Source organism: Actinocorallia sp. API 0066 (assembly GCF_020991275.1).
GTDB lineage: Bacteria > Actinomycetota > Actinomycetes > Streptosporangiales > Streptosporangiaceae > Actinocorallia.
This window is the reverse complement of the sequence record NZ_JAJLQY010000009.1, coordinates 325,427-343,700: the sequence shown is the minus strand read 5'-3', so window position 1 is coordinate 343,700 and position 18,274 is coordinate 325,427. Positions and strand designations below refer to the sequence as shown.

The 18,274-nt window shown below is 72.5% G+C and carries 19 protein-coding genes; 13 read left to right on the top strand and 6 right to left on the bottom strand.

Features of this window, described 5'->3' with window-relative positions; genetic code table 11:
- Nucleotides 1-70: 70 nt before the first annotated feature.
- From LO762_RS23325 to LO762_RS23300, 6 genes are all read left to right on the top strand, one after another.
- Complete coding sequence (locus LO762_RS23325; protein ID WP_230617996.1) at nt 71-1,708, top strand: penicillin-binding transpeptidase domain-containing protein; 1,638 nt, start codon at nt 71-73, stop codon at nt 1,706-1,708.
- 318 nt (nt 1,709-2,026) lie between these two features.
- On the top strand, nt 2,027-3,367 hold the full coding sequence (locus tag LO762_RS23320; protein ID WP_230617995.1) for a cation:proton antiporter: 1,341 nt from the start codon (nt 2,027-2,029) through the stop codon (nt 3,365-3,367).
- A 166-nt stretch (nt 3,368-3,533) separates the two neighbouring features.
- Nucleotides 3,534-4,700 (top strand): metallophosphoesterase, encoded by a 1,167-nt coding sequence (locus LO762_RS33655; protein ID WP_230617994.1) that lies wholly within the window; start codon nt 3,534-3,536, stop codon nt 4,698-4,700.
- Between the two features lie 46 nt (nt 4,701-4,746).
- Entirely contained in the window at nt 4,747-5,559 is an 813-nt protein-coding gene (locus LO762_RS33650; protein WP_230617993.1) for a MerR family transcriptional regulator, read from the top strand.
- A complete protein-coding gene (locus tag LO762_RS23305) occupies nt 5,556-6,221 on the top strand; it encodes a GyrI-like domain-containing protein (RefSeq protein WP_230617992.1) in 666 nt (221 codons plus the stop codon). The genes LO762_RS33650 and LO762_RS23305 overlap by 4 nt, the downstream gene beginning before the upstream one ends.
- A 27-nt stretch (nt 6,222-6,248) precedes the next feature.
- The gene (locus tag LO762_RS23300; protein WP_230617991.1) at nt 6,249-6,722 is read left to right on the top strand and encodes a hypothetical protein; all 474 of its coding nucleotides are present in this window, start codon (nt 6,249-6,251) and stop codon (nt 6,720-6,722) included.
- A gap of 50 nt (nt 6,723-6,772) precedes the next feature.
- On the opposite strand, the gene LO762_RS23295 is transcribed toward LO762_RS23300, so the two are convergent.
- On the bottom strand, nt 6,773-7,384 hold the full coding sequence (locus tag LO762_RS23295) for a PepSY domain-containing protein (RefSeq protein ID WP_230617990.1): 612 nt from the start codon (nt 7,382-7,384) through the stop codon (nt 6,773-6,775).
- Between the two features lie 128 nt (nt 7,385-7,512).
- On the opposite strand from LO762_RS23295, the gene LO762_RS23290 reads away from it, so the two are divergent.
- The 4 genes from LO762_RS23290 (at nt 7,513) to LO762_RS23275 (ending at nt 11,523) form a co-directional block, all read left to right on the top strand.
- Complete coding sequence (locus LO762_RS23290; protein ID WP_230617989.1) at nt 7,513-8,193, top strand: response regulator transcription factor; 681 nt, start codon at nt 7,513-7,515, stop codon at nt 8,191-8,193.
- The gene (locus tag LO762_RS23285; protein ID WP_230617988.1) at nt 8,190-9,755 is read left to right on the top strand and encodes an ATP-binding protein; all 1,566 of its coding nucleotides are present in this window, start codon (nt 8,190-8,192) and stop codon (nt 9,753-9,755) included. The genes LO762_RS23290 and LO762_RS23285 overlap by 4 nt, the downstream gene beginning before the upstream one ends.
- Nucleotides 9,756-9,885: 130 nt before the next feature.
- Complete coding sequence (locus LO762_RS23280; protein ID WP_230617987.1) at nt 9,886-10,581, top strand: hypothetical protein; 696 nt, start codon at nt 9,886-9,888, stop codon at nt 10,579-10,581.
- Nucleotides 10,582-10,722: 141 nt separating this feature from the next.
- Nucleotides 10,723-11,523, top strand: coding sequence for an alpha/beta fold hydrolase (locus LO762_RS23275; RefSeq protein WP_230617986.1), 801 nt, complete (start codon nt 10,723-10,725; stop codon nt 11,521-11,523).
- Between the two features lie 7 nt (nt 11,524-11,530).
- On the opposite strand, the gene LO762_RS23270 is transcribed toward LO762_RS23275, so the two are convergent.
- The 3 genes from LO762_RS23270 to LO762_RS23260 form a co-directional block, all read right to left on the bottom strand.
- Nucleotides 11,531-12,265, bottom strand: a complete 735-nt coding sequence (locus tag LO762_RS23270; RefSeq protein ID WP_230617985.1) for a MerR family transcriptional regulator — start codon at nt 12,263-12,265, stop codon at nt 11,531-11,533.
- 122 nt (nt 12,266-12,387) lie between these two features.
- The gene (locus LO762_RS23265) at nt 12,388-12,741 is read right to left on the bottom strand and encodes a YidB family protein (protein WP_230617984.1); all 354 of its coding nucleotides are present in this window, start codon (nt 12,739-12,741) and stop codon (nt 12,388-12,390) included.
- A 218-nt stretch (nt 12,742-12,959) separates the two neighbouring features.
- Entirely contained in the window at nt 12,960-13,724 is a 765-nt protein-coding gene (locus tag LO762_RS23260) for an SDR family NAD(P)-dependent oxidoreductase (RefSeq protein WP_230617983.1), read from the bottom strand.
- Nucleotides 13,725-13,818: 94 nt separating this feature from the next.
- Here LO762_RS23260 and LO762_RS23255 point away from each other — a divergent pair, with 94 nt between their 5' ends.
- The 3 genes from LO762_RS23255 (at nt 13,819) to LO762_RS23245 (ending at nt 15,641) form a co-directional block, all read left to right on the top strand.
- A complete protein-coding gene (locus tag LO762_RS23255) occupies nt 13,819-14,445 on the top strand; it encodes a DJ-1/PfpI family protein (protein ID WP_230617982.1) in 627 nt (208 codons plus the stop codon).
- Nucleotides 14,442-14,882 carry a MarR family winged helix-turn-helix transcriptional regulator gene (locus LO762_RS23250; RefSeq protein ID WP_230617981.1) on the top strand — a complete coding sequence of 147 codons (441 nt, stop codon included), beginning with the start codon at nt 14,442-14,444 and terminating at the stop codon, nt 14,880-14,882. Before LO762_RS23255 ends, LO762_RS23250 begins: the two co-directional genes overlap by 4 nt.
- Before the next feature lie 120 nt (nt 14,883-15,002).
- A complete protein-coding gene (locus tag LO762_RS23245; RefSeq protein ID WP_230617980.1) occupies nt 15,003-15,641 on the top strand; it encodes a TetR/AcrR family transcriptional regulator in 639 nt (212 codons plus the stop codon).
- Nucleotides 15,642-15,772: 131 nt separating this feature from the next.
- Here the strand turns inward: LO762_RS23245 and LO762_RS23240 are convergent, their stop codons facing one another.
- Together LO762_RS23240 and LO762_RS23235 are read right to left on the bottom strand one after the other, a co-directional pair.
- Entirely contained in the window at nt 15,773-17,125 is a 1,353-nt protein-coding gene (locus tag LO762_RS23240; protein WP_230617979.1) for an APC family permease, read from the bottom strand.
- Nucleotides 17,126-17,269: 144 nt separating this feature from the next.
- A complete protein-coding gene (locus tag LO762_RS23235) occupies nt 17,270-17,881 on the bottom strand; it encodes a hypothetical protein (protein ID WP_230617978.1) in 612 nt (203 codons plus the stop codon).
- Nucleotides 17,882-18,274 lie beyond the last annotated feature (393 nt).

The window sequence follows — 18,274 nt, the reverse complement described above, 5'->3', positions numbered from 1 at the left end:
CAGCCAAGGCGGGTGCCAGTGAAACAGGAAAGAGAATCACTGAGGTTCTCTGAACGGGAAGGAGGCGCGGATGCGCCGGAGGACAGTGGTGCTCGTCGCGGTGCCGACGGCGCTGGCGGTGGGCGCTGGGGCGTTCTGGCTGACGCGGCTCGGGGAGGGCCCGCAGGCGACGGCCGAAGGGTTTCTCGGCGCGTGGCGGCGCGGTGACTCGGCGGCGATGGCGGCGCTCACCGACGGCGGGCCCGCCGATCTCGCGGCGAGGCTCACCGCCACCTGGACGGACCTGGGCGTCACCGGACAGCGCCTCGTCCTGACGCGGGTCGTGGAGGACGAGCCCGCGCGCGCACGGTTCGAGGCCGAGCTGACGTTCGGCCAGGGCCAGACGTGGAGCTACCGGGGGACGCTCCCCCTCGTCCATGACGACGAGGGCTGGCGCGTCCGGTGGGAGCCGTCGGTGCTCCATCCGGATCTGAAGGAAGGCCAGCGGCTCACCGCGACGCGTGCTTTCGCGGACCGTGGGGCGATCTTGGCCGCCGACGGCTCCGATCTGCGTGACAGCTCGTCGGGCTCGGTCCAGCAGCTTGTCGGCCCGGTAGGCCCCGCGACGGACAAGGCGGCCAAGGAGTTGGGCGCGCCCTACCGCGTCGGCGACCCCGTCGGGCTTGACGGGCTGAACCGTCAGTACGAGCGGCGGCTTGCGGGCACCCCCGCGACGGAGGTCCGCATCGTGGACGGCGAGGACAAGACCGTCAAGACGCTTACGCGGCTCGGCGGCGCCCCAGGCCAGGAGCTCCAGACGACGATCGACCTCCGCATCCAGCGGGCCGCCGGACGGGCCCTGGAGAAGGTCACCAAGAACGTCTCGATGGTCGTGGTGCGCCCCTCGACCGGGGAGATCCTGGCGGTGGCCAACAAGCCGGGCGGCTACAACCGGGCGCTCATGGGCCAGTACCCGCCGGGCTCCACGTTCAAGATCGTCACGGCGGCGGCGCTCGTCGCGGACGGGCTGGGCGTGGGCAGCACGGTGTCCTGCCCGGCGACGACGACGATCGGCGGCCGGGTCTTCAAGAACGCGGGCTTCGAGCGGTTCGGGAAGATCCCCCTGCGGGACGCCTTCGCGCACTCGTGCAACACGACCTTCGCCGACCTGGCTGTCGGCAGGCTTGGTGAGAAGCGCCTTGCGGAGGTGGCCACCCAGTTCGGCTTCAACGCGCCCGTCGTCGCGGGCCTCCCGGCCGTCCGGGCGGCCTTCCCGGCGGTCAAGGACGACACCGCGCTGGCGGCCGCCGCCTTCGGGCAGGGGGAGGTGCTCACGAGCCCGCTGAACATGGCGTCCGTGGCGGCCGCGGCCGCTGACGGCACCTGGCGCTCGCCCCGCCTCGTCCCGGCCGACCTGACGGGCCAGGCCCTGGACGCGCAGGGCAAGTCCGCGGAGCCGGACCACAGGCTCGATCCGGCGATCCGCCGCGCGTTGCGCGTGCTCATGCCCGCCGTCGTCAGCGAGGGCACCGCGCACGCCGTGCGGTTCCCTCGGGGCACCGCCGGCAAGACCGGCACCGCGGAGTTCGGCTCGGGTGCGGAGCCGCCCGCGCACGCCTGGTTCGTCGGCTACAAGGGTGACCTCGCGTTCTCCGTCATCGTGGAGGACGGAGGCGCGGGCGCGGAGGCGGCGGCCCCGCTCGCCGCGGCTTTCCTCAACGCGCTCTGACGGTAAGCCGAGCCCGTCCGCGCCCCAGGAGGCACGGGCGGGTTCTTGCGCGTGTCGTGCCCGTCCAACCCCGATTGGCCTGTTCCGGACCGTACGTCACGGTTATCCCGCGTCCGACCTAGTCAGCGGCGTTCCGGCCTTCCACTGTGATGCCGGACACCATGGGCTGGATCTTGCTTCCCCTGACAAATCGGGCGAGCCTTGCCCCTGAACTAAAGAGCTTTTCTCACCTGGTGGATCAACGGCGCGATGAGCCCACCGTGCGTGGGTCAGGGGTGGCCTCACCCTCGCGTCGGTGTCCCGCCGACGGAGGTCAGCATGCTGTCAGTGTCCGTCTCGGCGTCGGGAGCCCCCGTACCGACGCTGCCCGCCGATGTCCTGTTGGTGTTCCTGCTCCAGGTGGGGGTGCTGCTGCTGCTCGCGGTGGCGCTCGGTCAGCTCGCGCGGCGGCTGGGGATGCCCGCCGTGGTCGGCGAGCTGTCCGCGGGCGTGATCATGGGCCCGTCCATCGCCGACCACCTCTTCCCCGGCTTCACCGAATGGCTGCTGCCCAAGGATCCAAGCCAGTTCCACCTCCTCGACGCGGCCGCACAGCTCGGCGTCCTACTGCTGGTCGGGCTCACCGGGATGCAGCTCGATCTCGGCATGGTCAAACGCCGGGGCTGGACGGCCGCGCGGGTCAGCCTGTGCGGACTGATCGTGCCGCTCGGGCTCGGCATCGTGTGCGGCCTGCTGCTGCCCGCGACGCTGCTCGGCGAGAGCGGCGACCGCGGCGTGTTCGCGTTCTTCCTCGGCGTCGCGATGTGCGTGAGCGCGATCCCCGTCATCGCCAAGACCCTCATGGACATGGGGCTGCTGCACCGCAACATCGGCCAGCTCACCCTCACCGCCGGGATGTTCGACGACGCCGTCGGCTGGTTCCTGCTCTCGATCGTCTCCGCGATGGCGACGGTCGGGGTGACCACGGGCGCCGTCGCCGAGTCGCTCGGCAACCTCGTGCTCGTCGTCGTCGCCGCGTTCCTGCTGCGGCCGCTCGTCCGGCGGCTCCTGCGCGCCGCCGGAGACGACCACGGGCGGGCGGTGGCCGTGATGGTGGTCCTGACCATCCTCGGCGCCGCCGCGACCCACGCGCTGCATCTGGAGGCCGTCTTCGGGGCGTTCGTGGCGGGCGTCGTCATGGGCTCGACGGGCGAGGTGACGGCGGAGCGGCTCGCGCCGCTGCGGCTGCCCGTCCTGGCGTTCCTCGCGCCGCTGTTCTTCGCCACCGCCGGCCTGCGGATGGACCTGACGGCGCTGGCCGAGCCCGCCGTGTTCGGCGCCGCCGTCGTCGTCCTGGCGGTGGCGATCGCCGGGAAGTTCCTCGGCGCGTTCGCCGGGGCCGCGATGAGCGGGCTCAACCGGTGGGAGGCGCTCGCCCTGGGCGCGGGCATGAACGCGCGCGGGGTCGTCGAGGTGGTGGTGGCGATGGTCGGCCTCCGTCTCGGTGTCCTCGGCACCGAGACGTTCACGATCATCGTGCTTGTGGCGATCGTCACGTCGCTGATGGCGCCGCCCATCCTGCGGTTCGCCATGCGCAGGGTGGAGACGACGGCGGAGGAGGAGCTCAGGGAGAGCGCCTTCAACGCCCCGACCCCTGATCCGGCCCAGGGAAAGCAGTGACGCGGTAGGCGCGCCGCGCGGCATGTCCCTGCTCTCGGCAGGAATGCCGCGCGGCGCGTTCCGCTTACACCGGGAGAACGCGCGCGAAGCGGCTCAAGACCCGTGGGAACGGGCGACAGGCCCGGATCGTTCTCAGCGCGTCCGTACTGTGGAAGGGGTTGGGGTCGTGGCGGTGGACTCTGCGGCGCGCCGCAGGCCGGGATTTGTGCGTCCCGCGGCGATCGGCCTGGTGCTGGTCGCCGTGCTCGGGCTGCTGTTCGGGGTGCCGTGGTGGACGCTCGTCCTCGCGCCCGGCTGGGGCTCGGGGGTGACGGCCGCCGGAACCGTGCTCTTCCTCGGCGCGGCGCTCACCCTGCCCGCCGCGCTCGTCGCCGGGCACCGGAACGGGCGCGACGGGGCCTCGCTGGTCTCCGACGTGCTCCTCGGGGTCGTCTGGGTGCTGTTCAGCTGGTCGGTCATCGGCGCGGGCGCCAGGGTCGTCCTGGAGGCCCTGGACGTCGCGGACGCGGCCCGGATCACCGCGCTCGGCGTCGGCGGCGTCTCGGCCGTCCTGCTGGCCTGGGGGTACCACGAGGCGATGCGGGTGCCGCGCGTCCGCCGGGTGGACGTCACGCTGCCGCGTCTCGGAAGCGGCCTGGACGGCACCCGGGTGGTCCTGCTTACGGACACCCACTACGGGCCGACGGACAGGGCCGCGTGGTCGGCGAAGGTCACCGAGGCGGTGAACGCGCTCGACCCGCACCTGGTGTGCCACACCGGCGACATCGCCGACGGCACCCCCGCCCGGCGCCGCGCGCAGGCCGCGCCGCTCGCCGACATCGAAGCCGAGTTCGGCAGGGTCTACGTGACAGGCAACCACGAGTACTACGGCGACGCGCTCGGCTGGGTCGCGCATCTTCAGGAACTCGGCTGGCAGCCGCTGCACAACCTCCACACCGTGGTCGAGCGCGGCGACGACAAACTGGTCGTCGCGGGCATCGACGACCACACCGCGCACCACTCCGGGCATCCCGGACACCGCGCCGACCTCGACGCGGCGCTGGCGGGCGCGGACCCCGACCTGCCCGTGCTGCTGCTCGCCCACCAGCCCAAGCAGGTCGCGCTGGCCGAGGCGGCGGGCGTCGACCTGCAGATCTCGGGGCACACGCACGGCGGGCAGATCTGGCCCTTCCACCACCTCGTGCGGTTCGACCAGCCCGCCGTCCAGGGCCTCTCCCGCAGGGCCGGACGCACCCAGCTCTACACAAGCCGAGGCACCGGCTTCTGGGGCCCGCCCTTCCGCATCTTCGCCCCCAGCGAGATCACCCTCCTCACCCTCCGCTCCCCCGCCTAACGCGTTACCTGGACCCTCCCCCAGGGGGAGGGTCCACCATGAGGACGTGCACGACGACCTCCTCACCATCGGCCGGTTCGCCCGGCTGTGCCGCCTCAGCGTGAAGCGGCTACGGCACTACGACGATCTCGGCCTCCTGCCACCGGACCTCGTGGACGCCGCCACGGGCTACCGCTACTACGCGCCCGCTCGGGTGCGGGACGCCCTCACCGTCGCGCTGCTGCGCGACCTCGACGTGCCGCTCCCGGTGATCGCCGAGCTGCTCGCCGCCCCTCCCGAGGCCAGGACGGGCCTGCTCGCCGCCGAACGCGACAGGCTCGCCGCCCGCATCGCCCGCGACACCGAGCGCCTCGCGGTGCTCGACCGGCTCGCCGCCGACCCGTCCCCCGCCTACGCGGTGACGCTCACGGCCGCGCCCGCCCTGCGCCTCGCCGTCGTCCAGGGCTCCTGTGCGGCCGCCGAGCTGGGCGCGGCCACCCGCGCCCGCGTCACCGAGCTGATGGCGGCGCTGGCCGGACGGCCCTGGACGCCACCCGTGTACGGGCTCTATCCACTCGATCTCACCGACGGCATGACCGTCGCGGTGGGGGCCGCCGTGGGCGGGGAGGTGCCTGGAACCCGTCCGGTGGAGTTGCCTGCCACTGCCGTCGCGACGACCCTGCACAGCGGCGCCTACGCGGAACTGCCTCTGGCCTACACCGCGCTGTTCTCCTGGATCCACGAGCGGGGGCACGTGGCGCGCGGCCCCGCGCGGGAGGAGTATCTCGTGACGCCCGGTGAGGCGGCCCCGCACGACCTGCTGACACGCCTGTCCGTCCCCGTCGGAGGGTCGGGCCCTGATGACGAGGAGAAGCCGTGAGCGTTCCCAGGGAAGACTTCAAGAAGACCTACCGTGTGTTGTACGCGGCCCGTGCCGAACCCGTCGTCTTCGAGGCGCCCGAGCTGCGGTGCCTGACGATCGACGGGACGGGCTCACCGGAGAGCGAGGCGTGGACGTCGGCCGTCGCCGCCCTGTACGCCTCCGCCTACGCGGTGCGCGGGGCGTTGAAGGCCGCCGGGATCCTTGAGTACTCCGTACTGCCCCTGGAAGGGCAGTGGTGGCCGGGCGACGGGCTGCCGTACGAGGAGTCCGACCGGGACGCCTGGTGCTGGACCATGATCATCCCGCAGCCTCCCCAGGCCGACGACGCGCTCGTCAGGACGGCCCTGGAGACGGCCGCGCGCAAGAAGCCCGCCCTGCCTGTGCCGTCCGTCAGGTTCGGACCCCTGCACGAGGGGACCTGCGCGCAGATCCTCCACGTCGGCCCCTTCGCCGACGAGCCTTCGACCCTCGCGAAGCTCTACGCCTTCCTGGACGAGCAGGGCCTCGCGATCGCCGGGAAGCACCATGAGATCTACCTCTCCGACTTCCGGCGCACCGCCCCTGACCGGCTCAAGACGCTGCTGCGCTACCCCGTCCGGCCGGTCACGCGTGAACGCGGGCCGCGCTCGGTAAAGCCCGGGGAAGACGCCACGGCCTGACCTCGGCGCTTCACTACTATGCGCCGCATGCGTTCACTCTGTGTCATCACCGCCGCCCTCGTCCTGCTCGCCGCCCCGGCCGCGAGCGCCGCGCCCGCCACCGACGGCATGGTCGTGCCGCTCAAGGTCGTGGAGGCGGGCGGGCAGGCCGTGGACGTCCAGATGCTCTACTCGTGCAGCCCTCCCGGCGAGTCCGCCTGGATCACCTTCCTTCTCGGACAGGCATCGGCTGGCACGTCACGCCGTGTGAAGGGCCCGTGGGGCAAGGTCCGCACGAAGGTCGACTGCGGCACGCTGCGCCGCCACACCGTGCGCATCCCCATCCTGAAGGACGGGCCCATCCTTCCGGGCGCCAAAGCCGTCATCACCGCTGAGATGTACAACAGCGCGGGCGCCCGCATCCACACCGCGACCAGCACCAAGAAGGTGACCCCGAACAAAAAGGGCGGCGCCGGGCCGTTCGGCCTGTTCAACAGCCTCATGCCGCGCCGAACGCCCTGACCGCGCGAGGGGACCCCGGGCCGTCCCGGGGTCCCGTTCACCGCGGTCCGTCACCCGGTGGGCGACGCGGTGGCCGACGGCGTCACCTCGCCGGAGTCGGCGTTCACCACAACCTCGTGCTCGGCCCCGTCGTCGGCCCGCACGTCCACCTTCCAGGAGGGCTGGGCGCCGTCCTCGTAGTCGAAGCCCAACGACGTCACCGTGCCCGGCTGCTGCGCCGTCGCCTTCGTGACGGCGTCGGCCGCCGTCACCTTGGCCTCGCGGAGCGCCTTGGCGTCCTCCTGGTCGCCCCCGCTGTCCTCCTTGTCCTCGATCACCTCGCCGGACGTGGCGTCCACCTCCAGGTCGCGCCACTTGTCGTCCTTGGTGAGGAGATCGACGTGCCACGTCTGCTTGCCGTCGTCGGCGGTGTCGAGTTCCGCCGCCGAGACCAGGCCCTCCTGCTTCTCCAGCGCCTTGGTCATCGCCTGCTCGATGGTGACCTGCGGGGTCGCAGGCGTCGTCCCGTCGGTCGGCGTCGTCGGGTCGGCGGTCGGCGTCTCCGTCGCCACGGCGACGGGCACGCGCAGCACGTCGTCGGCGGACGCCAGCGCGGTTCCCGCGGCGATCCCCGCGGCTGCGGTCGCGGTGAACGCCAGGGCGATCACGGTCTTGGCGGGCATCGGTGCTCCTCTGTCTCGATCTCTGGACGCTGTCCCTACGATCAGCAGCCACGCTGCCGGACCGGTCCTGAAGAGACCCTGAAGCTTCCTGAAGGGTGCTTCAGCATGGATTTGGCAAGGTGGAGGACATGAGGCTGTTGATCGTCGAGGACGAGCGCCGACTGGCGCTGTCCCTGGCCCGAGGGCTGCGCGCCGAGGGCTACGCCGTCGATGTCGTGCACGACGGCGCCGAGGGCCTGTTCCTGGCCACCGAGGAGGAGTACGACCTGATCGTCCTCGACGTCATGCTGCCCGGCGTCAACGGCTACCGGGTCGCCGCGGCGCTGCGCCGCGACGGCGTGGAGACGCCGATCCTCATGCTCACCGCCAAGGACGGCGAGTACGACGAGGCGGAGGGCCTCGACGTGGGGGCTGACGACTACGTGACCAAGCCGTTCTCCTACGTCGTCCTCCGAGCCCGGATAAGGGCGCTGCTCCGGCGACGGCAGAGGGCGGGCGCGCCCGTCATCGAGGTGGGCGACCTGCTCGTGGACCCGGCGGGGCAGCGCGTGCACCGGGGCGGCGAGGAGATCACGGTGACGGCGCGGGAGTTCGCCGTCCTGGAGTTCCTCGCGGCGCACGCGGAGGAGGTCGTCTCCAAGCGGCGGATATTGGAGCACGTGTGGGACTCCGCCTACGACGGCGACCCCAACGTCGTCGAGGTGCACGTGAGCGCGCTGCGACGCAAGGTGGACGCCCCGTACGGGCGGCGTTCCATCGAGACCGTCCGGGGGTCGGGCTACCGGCTCACCGCGGGCGGCGTCTCATGAGCCGCGTCCTGGGGTCGGTCCGCGCGCGCACGACGCTCGGCGCCACCGTCGTCGTCGCGCTCGCGCTCGTGGCGGCCGCCGTGCCCGTGGTGCTCGCCCTGCGCGCCGACCTCCTGCGCGGCGCGGGCGCCCGTGCCGAGGCCGCCGCCGCGCGCGTCGCCTCCCAGTGGGCTTCGGGTGTCTCGCCCGCCGCCCTGCGGCTGCCCGACGAGGACACGCCCGTCCAGGTCGTCGACCCCGCCGGGCGCGTCGTCGCCACGAGCCCCGACCTCACCCTCGCGCCCCTGCCCGCAGCCCCACCCCACCCGTCGCCCGAAGCGACCCGGACGGGCAAGGGCGGCGCCCAAGGCGACACGGGCACCCAGGGCGGCCCCCCTGACACGCCGGAAAGCGAGAGCGCCCAAGAGGCTCGCGACGACACCGCCGGAGACGACGAGGAGACAAGTGACGGCCCTGTGGCCGACGCTCCTGGCGACGCGGAGAACACAGGCGAACCCGAGGCCCGGGACGACGCTGAGGACGAGGGCGGGGAGGCGCTGGTGTTCCTCACCCGGAAGGCCGTGTTCGACGACGACACCGGGGAGTACCGGTTCGCGGGGGTGACGGCGACGTCTCCGGCGGGGGCTTCCGTCGTCGTCTACGCGGGCGCGGAGCTGGCGTCGGCGCGGGCCGCGGTGGCCACGACCGTCAGGGGGATGCTGGGCGGGCTGCCGCTGGTGCTCCTCGTGGTGGCGGCCTCCACCTGGCTGGTGACGCGCCGCGCGCTACGGCCGGTCGAGGCGATCACCACCGAGATGGCGGGCATCACCGCGGCGGGCGATCTGGCGCGCCGGGTGCCGGTGCCCGCCGCGCGGGACGAGATCGCGCGGCTCGCGGTGACCACGAACCGGACGCTGTCGGCGCTGCAGCGCTCCACCGAGCAGCAGCGCAGGTTCGTCGCGGACGCCTCGCACGAGCTGCGCAACCCGCTCGCGTCGCTGCGCGCCCAGCTGGAGATCGCGCTCGAACACCCCGACCTGCTCGACCTGGACGGCACGGTCGCCGACGTGCGGCGGCTCCAGCAGCTCACCACGGACCTCCTGCTGCTGGCCCGGCTGGACGCGGGCGGCGCGCGGGCTCCGGCCGTCTCCGTCGATCTCAGGGCCCTCGCGGCCCGGGTCCTGGCCGAGCGGCCCGAGACCGACCGGGTCCCCGTCGTGTTCCTGCCGGAGGCGTCACCGACCGTCCCGGCGCATCCCCGGCGGCTCGCGCGCGCGCTGGACAACCTCCTGGACAACGCGCAGAGACACGCCGCCGAGCGCGTCACCCTCACGCTGGCCGCCGAGCCCGGCCACGCCGTGCTGTCCGTGCGCGACGACGGTCCCGGCGTCCCGGCCGAGGACCGTGAGCGGATCTTCGCGAGGTTCGTCCGCCGCGACGACGCCCGGGGCCGTGACGAGGGAGGCGCCGGTCTCGGCCTGGCGATAGCCCGTGAGATCGCCGCGGCGTCGGGCGGCACCCTGGAGTGCCGTGAACCGCCCGGCACCGGAGCGCTGTTCGTCCTCCGACTGCCCCGGCACTGAGCATGCCCGCCACCTCCCCCCGGAGCGGCGGGCTGTCCGGTGGACGGGGAGGGCGCTTGCCGTCAGCCGGGACGTGGGAGGGGACGCCGGTCACCTGCGGTCGGGACGCGGCGGTCCGTACGGTCGGCGGATGGGTGTTCCGGCGAGGCGGTCGTTGGCCGGGCGGGTCGTCCGGTTCCCGCCGCTCTGGGTGGTCTCGGCGCTGCTCGCCGTCGCGTGGAACCCGTACGGGTTCGTCGCCGCGCACACGTTCACCGAACAGGTCGAGAAGGCGGGCGGGCGGCTGGGCGGCGCGGCGTTCGCCTTCGGGATCGCGCCGCCCGTGCTGCTGTTCGTCGCGCTTGCGCTGCTGCCCTTGGCCCGGCGCCCCGGTAGGCCCCGAGCCGTTCGTTGGGCGGCCCGCGGGCCTACGTGGCTCCTCGTGGTGGCGCTCTACGTGGTGGGGACGGCGGCCAGCCAGCCGTTCCGGCAGTTGGAGCGGCAGGTGGAGCCGTCGCTCGCCTCCCCGGACGGGCGTCACGTGCTCACCGTCATCGAGGTGCGGGAGGCGGCGCTGATGGACGCCGACCGCAGCCACCGGGTCGTCCTGCGCACCCGTGGCGCGTTCGGCGTGCAGCGCGACGTGCTGACGCTGTGCGTGCGCCACGACGCGCCCGACGGCCCCGTCTCGCTCCGGTGGCTGACCGAGGGCGAGGCCGAGATCGTCGAGGCGGACCGGGGCGGCGAGCACCGCGTCTTCCGGCTGGTCCTGGACGGCCCGCGCACGCGCACCGAGCCGTCCGGGTACTTCTGTCCCGGCATGTACGCCTCGTCGCCCGGTTCTTGAGCGATCCTGACGAAACGCGGCTTTCCGGGATGCCGGAATTCGCCTTCGCGGCAGTGGACGCGGGCGGCCCCGACCGGTGACGATGAACAGCCATCAATGTCCCAGTGAGCACTGGGAAGATCGTCCGACGGAAGGCGAGGCATGCTGGCACACGAGCGCAGGGGCGAGGGCGAACCACTCGTCCTCCTGCACGGAATCACCCACCGCAGGCAGGCGTGGTACCCCGTCGCCGACCACCTCGCCGAGCACCACGAGGTGATCCTGATCGACCTGCCGGGGCACGGCGAGTCCCCGTCACTGCGGCCCGGCTACCAGGCGCCCGGCGACCGGATGCTCGACCAGCTCATCGAAGGGCTCGCCGACCTCGGTCTCGACCGCCCGCACATCGCGGCCAACTCGCTGGGCGGCGGGCTCGCGCTCGAACTCGCCGCGCGCGACGCCGTCCGCAGCGTCACCGCCTTCTCCCCCATCGGCTTCTGGCGGGGACCTCTGGACTTCCGCTACACGACGAGCCTCTTCCGCGTCATCCTCGCCCTCTCCGGGAGGATCGACCCCTACGCCGAACGCCTCCTGCGCACCCGCGTGGGACGTGCCGCGCTCTTCTCCTGGATCAACACACGTCCCGGCACCCTCACGCCCGAGCAGGCGCTCGGCGACTTCCGCGGCCTGCTGCGGGCCCGTCCCGAGGTCATGGAGTTCCTCGCCGAGACCGTGCCGTTCACCGCGCCGCCCACCGGCGACGTTCCGGTGACCATCGCGTGGGCGCAGCGCGACATCGTGCTGCCCGTCTACCAGGCGAAGATCGCGCGGACCTGCTTCCCGTGGGCGAAGCACGTCGTCCTCCCCGGGTGCGGCCACGTGCCCATGAACGACGACCCCTACCGCGTCGCCACGACGATCCTGCGCGGGACCCGTGCCGTGCTGGACAAGGCGGCCGCTTGAGGGACGGCTAGCGGAGGCGGTCGCGCAGGTCCGCGAGTTCGGCGCGGACCCTGGCGTCCATCGCGCGCGCGAAGTGCTCGTCGGCCACGGCGCGCGCGACGGGCCGCAGTCCCGCGACGGCCTCCGCGAGCCGCTCAAGGCCCGCCGTCCCCTCCGCCAGGCCCGGTTCCAGCAGATGGGTGCGGACCAGCCTGACGAACCCGTAAGCGACCCTGTCGAAGGCGGCCTGTAGCTCCCAGCCCATCGCCACGGCGGCCCGCAGCGGGACGCCCGCCTTCACCAGGTCAAGGGTGGCCGCCAGGAGACGGGGGCTGGTGTGCACGATCTCCTCGCCCTCGACCCTGACGTAGCCGAGTTCGACGGCCTCGGCCAGCACCTCGTCGGTGAGTTCGGCGCCGAACACGTCGGCGGCCTGGTCGCGGGTGAACCTGACCTCCCCCGGCTCGGTCCACGGCCCTCCCGCGGCCCGTTCGAGCCCGAGCAGCTCGGTGACGTCCCTGCCCTCTCCCGCGGCCGCCAGGAGCTCCTCGATGCCGTCGAGGCGGTAGCCGCGCTCCAGCAGCGCCGCGATGAGCCGCAGCCGCTCCAGGTGCGCGTCGGAGTACAGGCCGACCCTGCCCTGCCTGCGCGGCCTGGGCAGCAGCCCGCGTTCCTGGTAGTACCGCAGGGTGCGCACCGGGATCCCCGCCTCGGCGGCCAGTTCCCCGATCCGGTACTCCCGCCCGCCGCCCGTCTCACTCATGCGCGCCAGCTTAACCCCACCCGGCCACCCCCAGCTGGCACAATCCCCCCTGGCGCCTTCGGGCATGTCAGCGGGCCGACAGCCGTCGGCCCGCTGCTCCTCGTCGCGGGCGTCCGATCCGCTCAGGTGGAGCCGGTGGGCGTCGCCTTGTCCACGAGTCCCGGCAGGACGTGCGCGAGGTCGTCGGCCGCCTTCTCCGGCGGGACGCCCGCGGCCTGGGCCGCCTGCGCCACGGTGTCGGGGCCGAGCGCCTGCTCGACCTGCTGGCCCGTCACCGCCTCGTTGCTCCCGCCGCTCACCCAGGAGTCGACCTGCTTCTGCAGCCCGCCTCCCGCGAGTTGGCCCAGCAGGTCCTGGAGGCCGCCGCCTCCCTTGCCGCCCTGCGCGCCCGAGCTACCGAGGCCGCTGACGACACTCTTCACCATCTGCTGCACCTGCGGGTCCTGCGCCAGCTTCACCAGCTGCGACAGATCCATCGGGTCCTCCCCTCATCCGGACCCTTCCAAGCTAGGAACCCTTCCCTCCCCCACCCACCAACCCCTCCCCAAAGAACCCTTACCCGCCCTACCTGGACAGGCCCCGGGCTAGCCCGTCACCATCTCGACGAGCTCGGTGCCCGCCTCCTCAAACCCCGGCGAGCGTGCCCGCCAGGCTCGCGAAGTCGCCGGGTCCGACGCCGAGCGCCCGGTACGCCTCAGTGGGTGCTGAGGCCGCCGTCGACGAAGAGGGTCTGGCCGGTGATGTATCCGGACGAAGCGGATGCGAGGAAGACCGCGGCGCCCGCGAAGTCCTCCGGCAGTCCGTTGCGGCCGACCGTGGTGCGCGCCGCGAGCGCGGCCAGCGCGTCGGCGGCGACGTGGTGGGTCAGCGGCGTCCTGACGAAGCCCGGCACCAGGGTGTTCGCGCAGACGCCGCGCGCCGACCACGCCTCGGCCTGCGAGCGGCTCAGCGCGGTGATGCCCGCCTTCGACACGCCGTAGCCGCCGCTGTTGAGAAACGCCCGGAACGCCTGCTGTGACCCGACGTTGATGATCCGTCCCCAGCCGCGCCCCGCCATCGCGGGCCCGAACCGCTGGCCGAGCAGGAACGGCGCGTGCAGGTTGACGGCCATCGTGAGATCCCAGTCGGCCTCGGTGAGGTCGTCCAGGTGCGGGCGCGGGTTGACGCCCGCCGAGTTCACCAGGACGTCGACCTCGCCGAAGTGCCCGACCGCCCGCTCGGCGACGTCCCGCACCTCGTCCCGGTTCGCCAGGTCGGCGCGCTCGGCGGCGGCACGGCACCCGTGCGCCTCCAACTCCGCGACCGTCGCCGTCAGCGCGTCCGCGCCGCGCGCCACCACGACGACCGACGCGCCGGCCCTGCCGAGCGCCACCGCCACCGCCCGCCCGATCCCCGAACTCCCGCCGGTGACCAGCGCGACCTTCCCGTCGAGCCCAAAAAGCTGCCCCAGATACCCCATCCGTCCCCCTCCTGCGCTCACCTTGCCATCCTCTCGCACGGGCGATGCACCGGGCCAAGTTGTCAGCATGCTGTCGATATGACAGAATACTGTCATGACGAACGAGCGCAAGAACGTATGGGTCGCGGTGTACGACGGATGGGCGGACTGGGAGGCGGGCCACACCGTCGCGAACATCACCCAGGGCCACTGGCAGAAGCAGCCGGGCCACTACCGGGTGCGCACGGTCGCGGCACAGGCCGGGCCGGTCACCACGGCGGGCGGGCTGCGCGTCCTGCCCGACGCGGTGCTCACCGAGATCACCCCCGCCGACGCGGCGATGCTCGTCCTGCCGGGCGCCGCCGCCTGGGACGCCGGAACCACCCTCGACGTCTTCGCGGACACCGCACGGGAGTTCCTCGCCCACGGCGTCCCGGTGGCGGCGATCTGCGGCGCGACCGTCGGCCTGGCCCGCGCGGGGCTCCTCGACGGCCGCGCGCACACGAGCGCCGCCGCCGAGTACCTCGCGGCCACCGGCTACCAGGGCGGCCCCCGGTACGTGGAGGCCGACGCCGTCACCGACGGCGACGTCATCACCGCCGGGCCCACCGAGCCCGTCGCGTTCGCCCGCGAGATCTTCGCCAGGCTCGACCTGTACGAGCCGCACGTCCTCGACGCCTGGTTCCGGCTCTTCGCGCGCTCCGACGCGTCGGCCTTCCCCGTGCTCATGGCGGCCGGATGAACCCGCAGGAGTTCCTGTCCGGCACGGCGCTCGCGGTGTTCCGCCTGAACGGGCTGTTCCTTGAGGCGTCCGAGCGCCTCGCCTCGCCCGTGGGCCTCACCGCCGCCCGCTGGCAGGTGCTCGGCGCCGTCGTCGCCGCCCCGCTGACGGTCTCCGACATCGCCCGCGCCATGGGCGTCACCCGCCAGAGCGTGCAACGCGTGGCCGCCCTCCTCGTCGCGGAGGGCCTCGCCGAGTACCTCCCCAACCCGTCGCACAAGCGCGCCCACCTCCTCCGCCCGACCCCCGCCGGGTACACCGCCCTGCACCGCATCGACCCCGCGCACGCCGAACTCGCCGACCTCCTCACCACGGCGCTCGGCCCCGACCACCCGGCGGTCCTCGCCGCCCTCGACCGGCTCACCACCGCCATGACCACGGCCCTTGAGGGCCGCTGACCCGTATGCACCCTCGTCCACGTATTCATCACGCGGGGAAACATCGGTGAAATCGACTGTTGGGTTCGCCGTTAATCGGAGCAGATAAGCCGTTGAGACCGTCGCCGTAGAGTGGTGAACATGCCTGAGCCGCTCAGCGATGAACAGGTCGTGGAGACCGCAACTCGGTTGTTCTCCGGGCTCGGCTACGACATGACCTCGCTCGAACTCCTCGCGGAGGCGTTGGGCGTTCCCACCTCGGCGATCGTCACGCTCGTCGGCAACAAGCGCGAGCTCTACCTGCGCGTCATGGGCCGGATCTTCGAGGCGCGGCGCGCGCGGATGCAGGTGATCGTGGACAGCGCCGTCTCGGCGCACACGGCGGCCCACGAACTCGCGGACTCCTATCTCGACTTCTATTCCGAGCACCCCGACTTCCTCGCCCTGTGGACGCACCGGTGGGCCGCCGACGCCGCGAACGTCCCCGAGGTCGAGGACCTCTATGTGCGCCCTCTGATGCATCTCGCCGCCCACAAGATCCGTGACGCCGTTCCCGGGGACATCGACGTCTACGCCTTCTGGGGCGTCGTCCTGTGGTGCATCAACGGTTTCCTCGGCACCGGCCTGCTGGCCCCCGGCGCCGGCATGACCCGGGCCGACAACCCCAAGGCCCTCGCCTACTTCCGCATCGCCCTCCACACCGTCATCGACCACATGCTCACCACGCCCTCCGCTCCGCTCTGCCACCCCAACCCCCACGCCCCCACTCCCGCGATCTGACCCACCCTGGGTCCGGCACCCCCATCATGCGACGCCCCACCGACATTTTCCGCCCGGCCGCCACCGCTGTGTTCTTCCGCAGGCGGGGACGACCCGTGGCGCTCTCCTCGCCCCGCGTCGGTCGGGCCGGGCTAGGGGGTTTGCCGGGAGGTGCGGTTGCGGTAGCGGTGGTAGCCGTGGTTCATCAGCCAGAAGACGACGCCGATGGCGATGAGGACGACGGAGCGGACGTAGACGTCGAGGTCGCGGCCGGTGAGGGGGGAGGCGAGGATCAGGCAGACGACGGCGCCGGTGGCGGGCATCCAGGTCGGGGCGCGGAAGTGGGCGTGGTCGACGGGGTCGCGGCGCAGCACGAGGACGCACACGTTGACCAGGGTGAACACCAGCAGGAGCAGCAGCACCGTGGTGTCGGCGAGGTTGCCGACGTCGCCGGTGCTGACGAGCACGACCGCGACCGCGACGGTGAACAGGATCGCCGTCCAGGGCGTGGCGCGGACCGGCGCCACCTTCCCCAGCACCGACGGCACGATGCCCTCCCGCGCCATCCCGTAAACCAGCCGCGACGCCATGATCATGTTGATGAGCGCGGTGTTGCCGACGGCCAGCAGCGCGATGAGCGCGAACAGCTTCGGCGGGAACGCGAAGCCCGCGACCCGCACGACCTCCAGGAGCGGCCCCGTCGACTCCGCGAGGGTCCGCGTGTCCACGAGCATCGTGGCGGTGAAGGCGACGGCCAGGTAGACGACGGCGGTGAGGGCGAGGCCGCCGAACAGCGCGCGGGGGAAGTCGGCAGGCGGGTTCTTGGCCTCCTCCGCGAGGTTGACGGAGTCCTCGAAGCCGAGCAGCGCGTAGAAGGCGAGCGCGGTGCCTCCGAGCACGCCGAGGATCGCCCCGTTCTGCGGGTGGAACTCCATCGCGCGCGCCGGGTCGCCGTCGCCGTGCAGCAGCGCCCACACGCCGATGGCGATGATGACTAGCAGCCCGAACGCCTCGATCGCGGTGAGCACGACGTTCACCTTGATGGACTCGGAGATGCCCGCGAGGTTCACCAGCGTCACGAGGGCGAGGAACGCCAGCGCCCCGACGATGACGGGCAGCGTGATGAACTCGGCGAGGTATCTCCCGCCGAAAGCGCGCGCGGCGGCTGACGCCGAGGTGACGCCGCTCATCATCACGGTGAACGCCACCATGAAGGTGAGGAAGGGGAGCCCGAACGCCTTGTGCGTGTAGAGCGCGGCGCCCGACGCCTTCGGGTACTTCCCGACGAGTTCCGCGTAGGCGGTCGCCGTCAGGGAGGCGAGGACGAAGGCGGCGAGGAAGGGCAGCCAGATGGCTCCGCCGACCTCCCCGGCGACCTGCCCCACGAGCGCGTAGATGCCCGCCCCGAGGATGTCGCCCACCACAAAGAGCAGCAGCACCTTGCGGCCGATGACCTTCTTGAGCTCCCCTTGGCCGTGCTCGGTCCCGATCGCCGCCCTAGCCATCCGCCCCGCCCTCTGTCGCCTTCTCCGCGTGCGCGGTCTTCCGCACCCCTACCTACCCGCCTCCACCCCACCCGTCACGAACGCCACTCCGCCAGAGGCCAACGCCACGCTACCGCGCGCCGTTCGGCCCAGACGAGCGCCGCATCAGTCGGGCGCCTGAGCGGGCAGCTCGTCGATCCAGCCGTTGCCCTCACCGAGCACCGTCCGGGCCGGGCCGATCCCCTGAAGAGCGACAAGCCCGTCCTCGAAGGACAGGTGCAGCAGCGCGACCCTGACGTTCTCGTACCGCGCGTTGAGCCGGTACCGGTCGTAGCCCCCTCCGTCGGGCTTCCAGACGACGACGGGCCAGCGCCGCATCGGCGTCGTCACCGCGCGAACGAACCGCACCTGGCGCACCACCCCGGTCCTCTCCCTACCGCTCGTCCACGGCCGATCCTGGACGACGGCGTAGGGCACCCCGCCGGAGAACGCCTCCCAGTCCTCGTCCTTCGCAAGCAGCCCGTTGACGAAAGCCCTGTCGTCGGCTGTGAGGCGAGGCCATCCGGGCGTCGCGGGTCTTGGCACAGGCGAGCCGTCGGCGCCGGAGGGCGGGCGGGTCGGCTCGGTCAGGGCCGCGGGGTTCTCGGCGGGATCGGGCACCACGGGCACCACGACGGGCGCGGCGGCGTCCGGCTCGTCCGGCAGCACCGCGAGCGCCGTCGTCGCCGCCACGGCCGCCGCGAGGGCGAACCCGATCGTCCAGCGCGCCGGGGACATCGCTCGCCTCCTCGTCCTCCTCAGGGCCGGGTGGACGGGACCAGGGTGCGGTGGGCGACGGGAGCGTCACAAGGTGCCGCGCGTCCCGAATGGCCGGGTGGGGTGTCCCGAAAGAGCGGTCCGCGACGGTCAGGGCGTTCCGGGGCGGCTCTGTCTCTCTTCTGTGTCGCTTTTGGGGCGGAGAATTGCGACCGCCTGTCTCGCATCTGTGCCGCCAGATGTTACGCGTGTTTCGCGTGTGTTTCGGGCTCCGGCCAGCGTAAATGGTGGGTGAAATGGAGGGTTTGGCACTGACGTGGCCGGTTGTGTCTGTGCTTGTATCGCGCTGGCAGCAACAGGAGACAGGCCGACGACGCACAGCGCAGCCGCCTGGCTGTCATCCTCGAAAGGCAC

Excerpts from the sequence above, each read along its gene's own strand:
- LO762_RS23320 (WP_230617995.1), top strand. The coding sequence starts at position 2,027 with ATGCTGTCAGTGTCCGTCTCGGCGTCGGGAGCCCCCGTACCGACGCTG.
- LO762_RS23285 (WP_230617988.1), top strand. The coding sequence starts at position 8,190 with ATGAGCCGCGTCCTGGGGTCGGTCCGCGCGCGCACGACGCTCGGCGCC.
- LO762_RS23255 (WP_230617982.1), top strand. The coding sequence starts at position 13,819 with ATGACGAACGAGCGCAAGAACGTATGGGTCGCGGTGTACGACGGATGG.
- LO762_RS23295 (WP_230617990.1), bottom strand. The coding sequence starts at position 7,384 with ATGCCCGCCAAGACCGTGATCGCCCTGGCGTTCACCGCGACCGCAGCC.
- LO762_RS23240 (WP_230617979.1), bottom strand. The coding sequence starts at position 17,125 with ATGGCTAGGGCGGCGATCGGGACCGAGCACGGCCAAGGGGAGCTCAAG.
- LO762_RS23280 (WP_230617987.1), top strand. The coding sequence starts at position 9,886 with ATGGGTGTTCCGGCGAGGCGGTCGTTGGCCGGGCGGGTCGTCCGGTTC.
- LO762_RS23245 (WP_230617980.1), top strand. The coding sequence starts at position 15,003 with ATGCCTGAGCCGCTCAGCGATGAACAGGTCGTGGAGACCGCAACTCGG.
- LO762_RS23270 (WP_230617985.1), bottom strand. The coding sequence starts at position 12,265 with ATGAGTGAGACGGGCGGCGGGCGGGAGTACCGGATCGGGGAACTGGCC.
- LO762_RS23235 (WP_230617978.1), bottom strand. The coding sequence starts at position 17,881 with ATGTCCCCGGCGCGCTGGACGATCGGGTTCGCCCTCGCGGCGGCCGTG.
- LO762_RS23250 (WP_230617981.1), top strand. The coding sequence starts at position 14,442 with ATGAACCCGCAGGAGTTCCTGTCCGGCACGGCGCTCGCGGTGTTCCGC.
- LO762_RS23275 (WP_230617986.1), top strand. The coding sequence starts at position 10,723 with ATGCTGGCACACGAGCGCAGGGGCGAGGGCGAACCACTCGTCCTCCTG.
- LO762_RS23290 (WP_230617989.1), top strand. The coding sequence starts at position 7,513 with ATGAGGCTGTTGATCGTCGAGGACGAGCGCCGACTGGCGCTGTCCCTG.
- LO762_RS23260 (WP_230617983.1), bottom strand. The coding sequence starts at position 13,724 with ATGGGGTATCTGGGGCAGCTTTTTGGGCTCGACGGGAAGGTCGCGCTG.
- LO762_RS23300 (WP_230617991.1), top strand. The coding sequence starts at position 6,249 with ATGCGTTCACTCTGTGTCATCACCGCCGCCCTCGTCCTGCTCGCCGCC.
- LO762_RS23265 (WP_230617984.1), bottom strand. The coding sequence starts at position 12,741 with ATGGATCTGTCGCAGCTGGTGAAGCTGGCGCAGGACCCGCAGGTGCAG.
- LO762_RS23325 (WP_230617996.1), top strand. The coding sequence starts at position 71 with ATGCGCCGGAGGACAGTGGTGCTCGTCGCGGTGCCGACGGCGCTGGCG.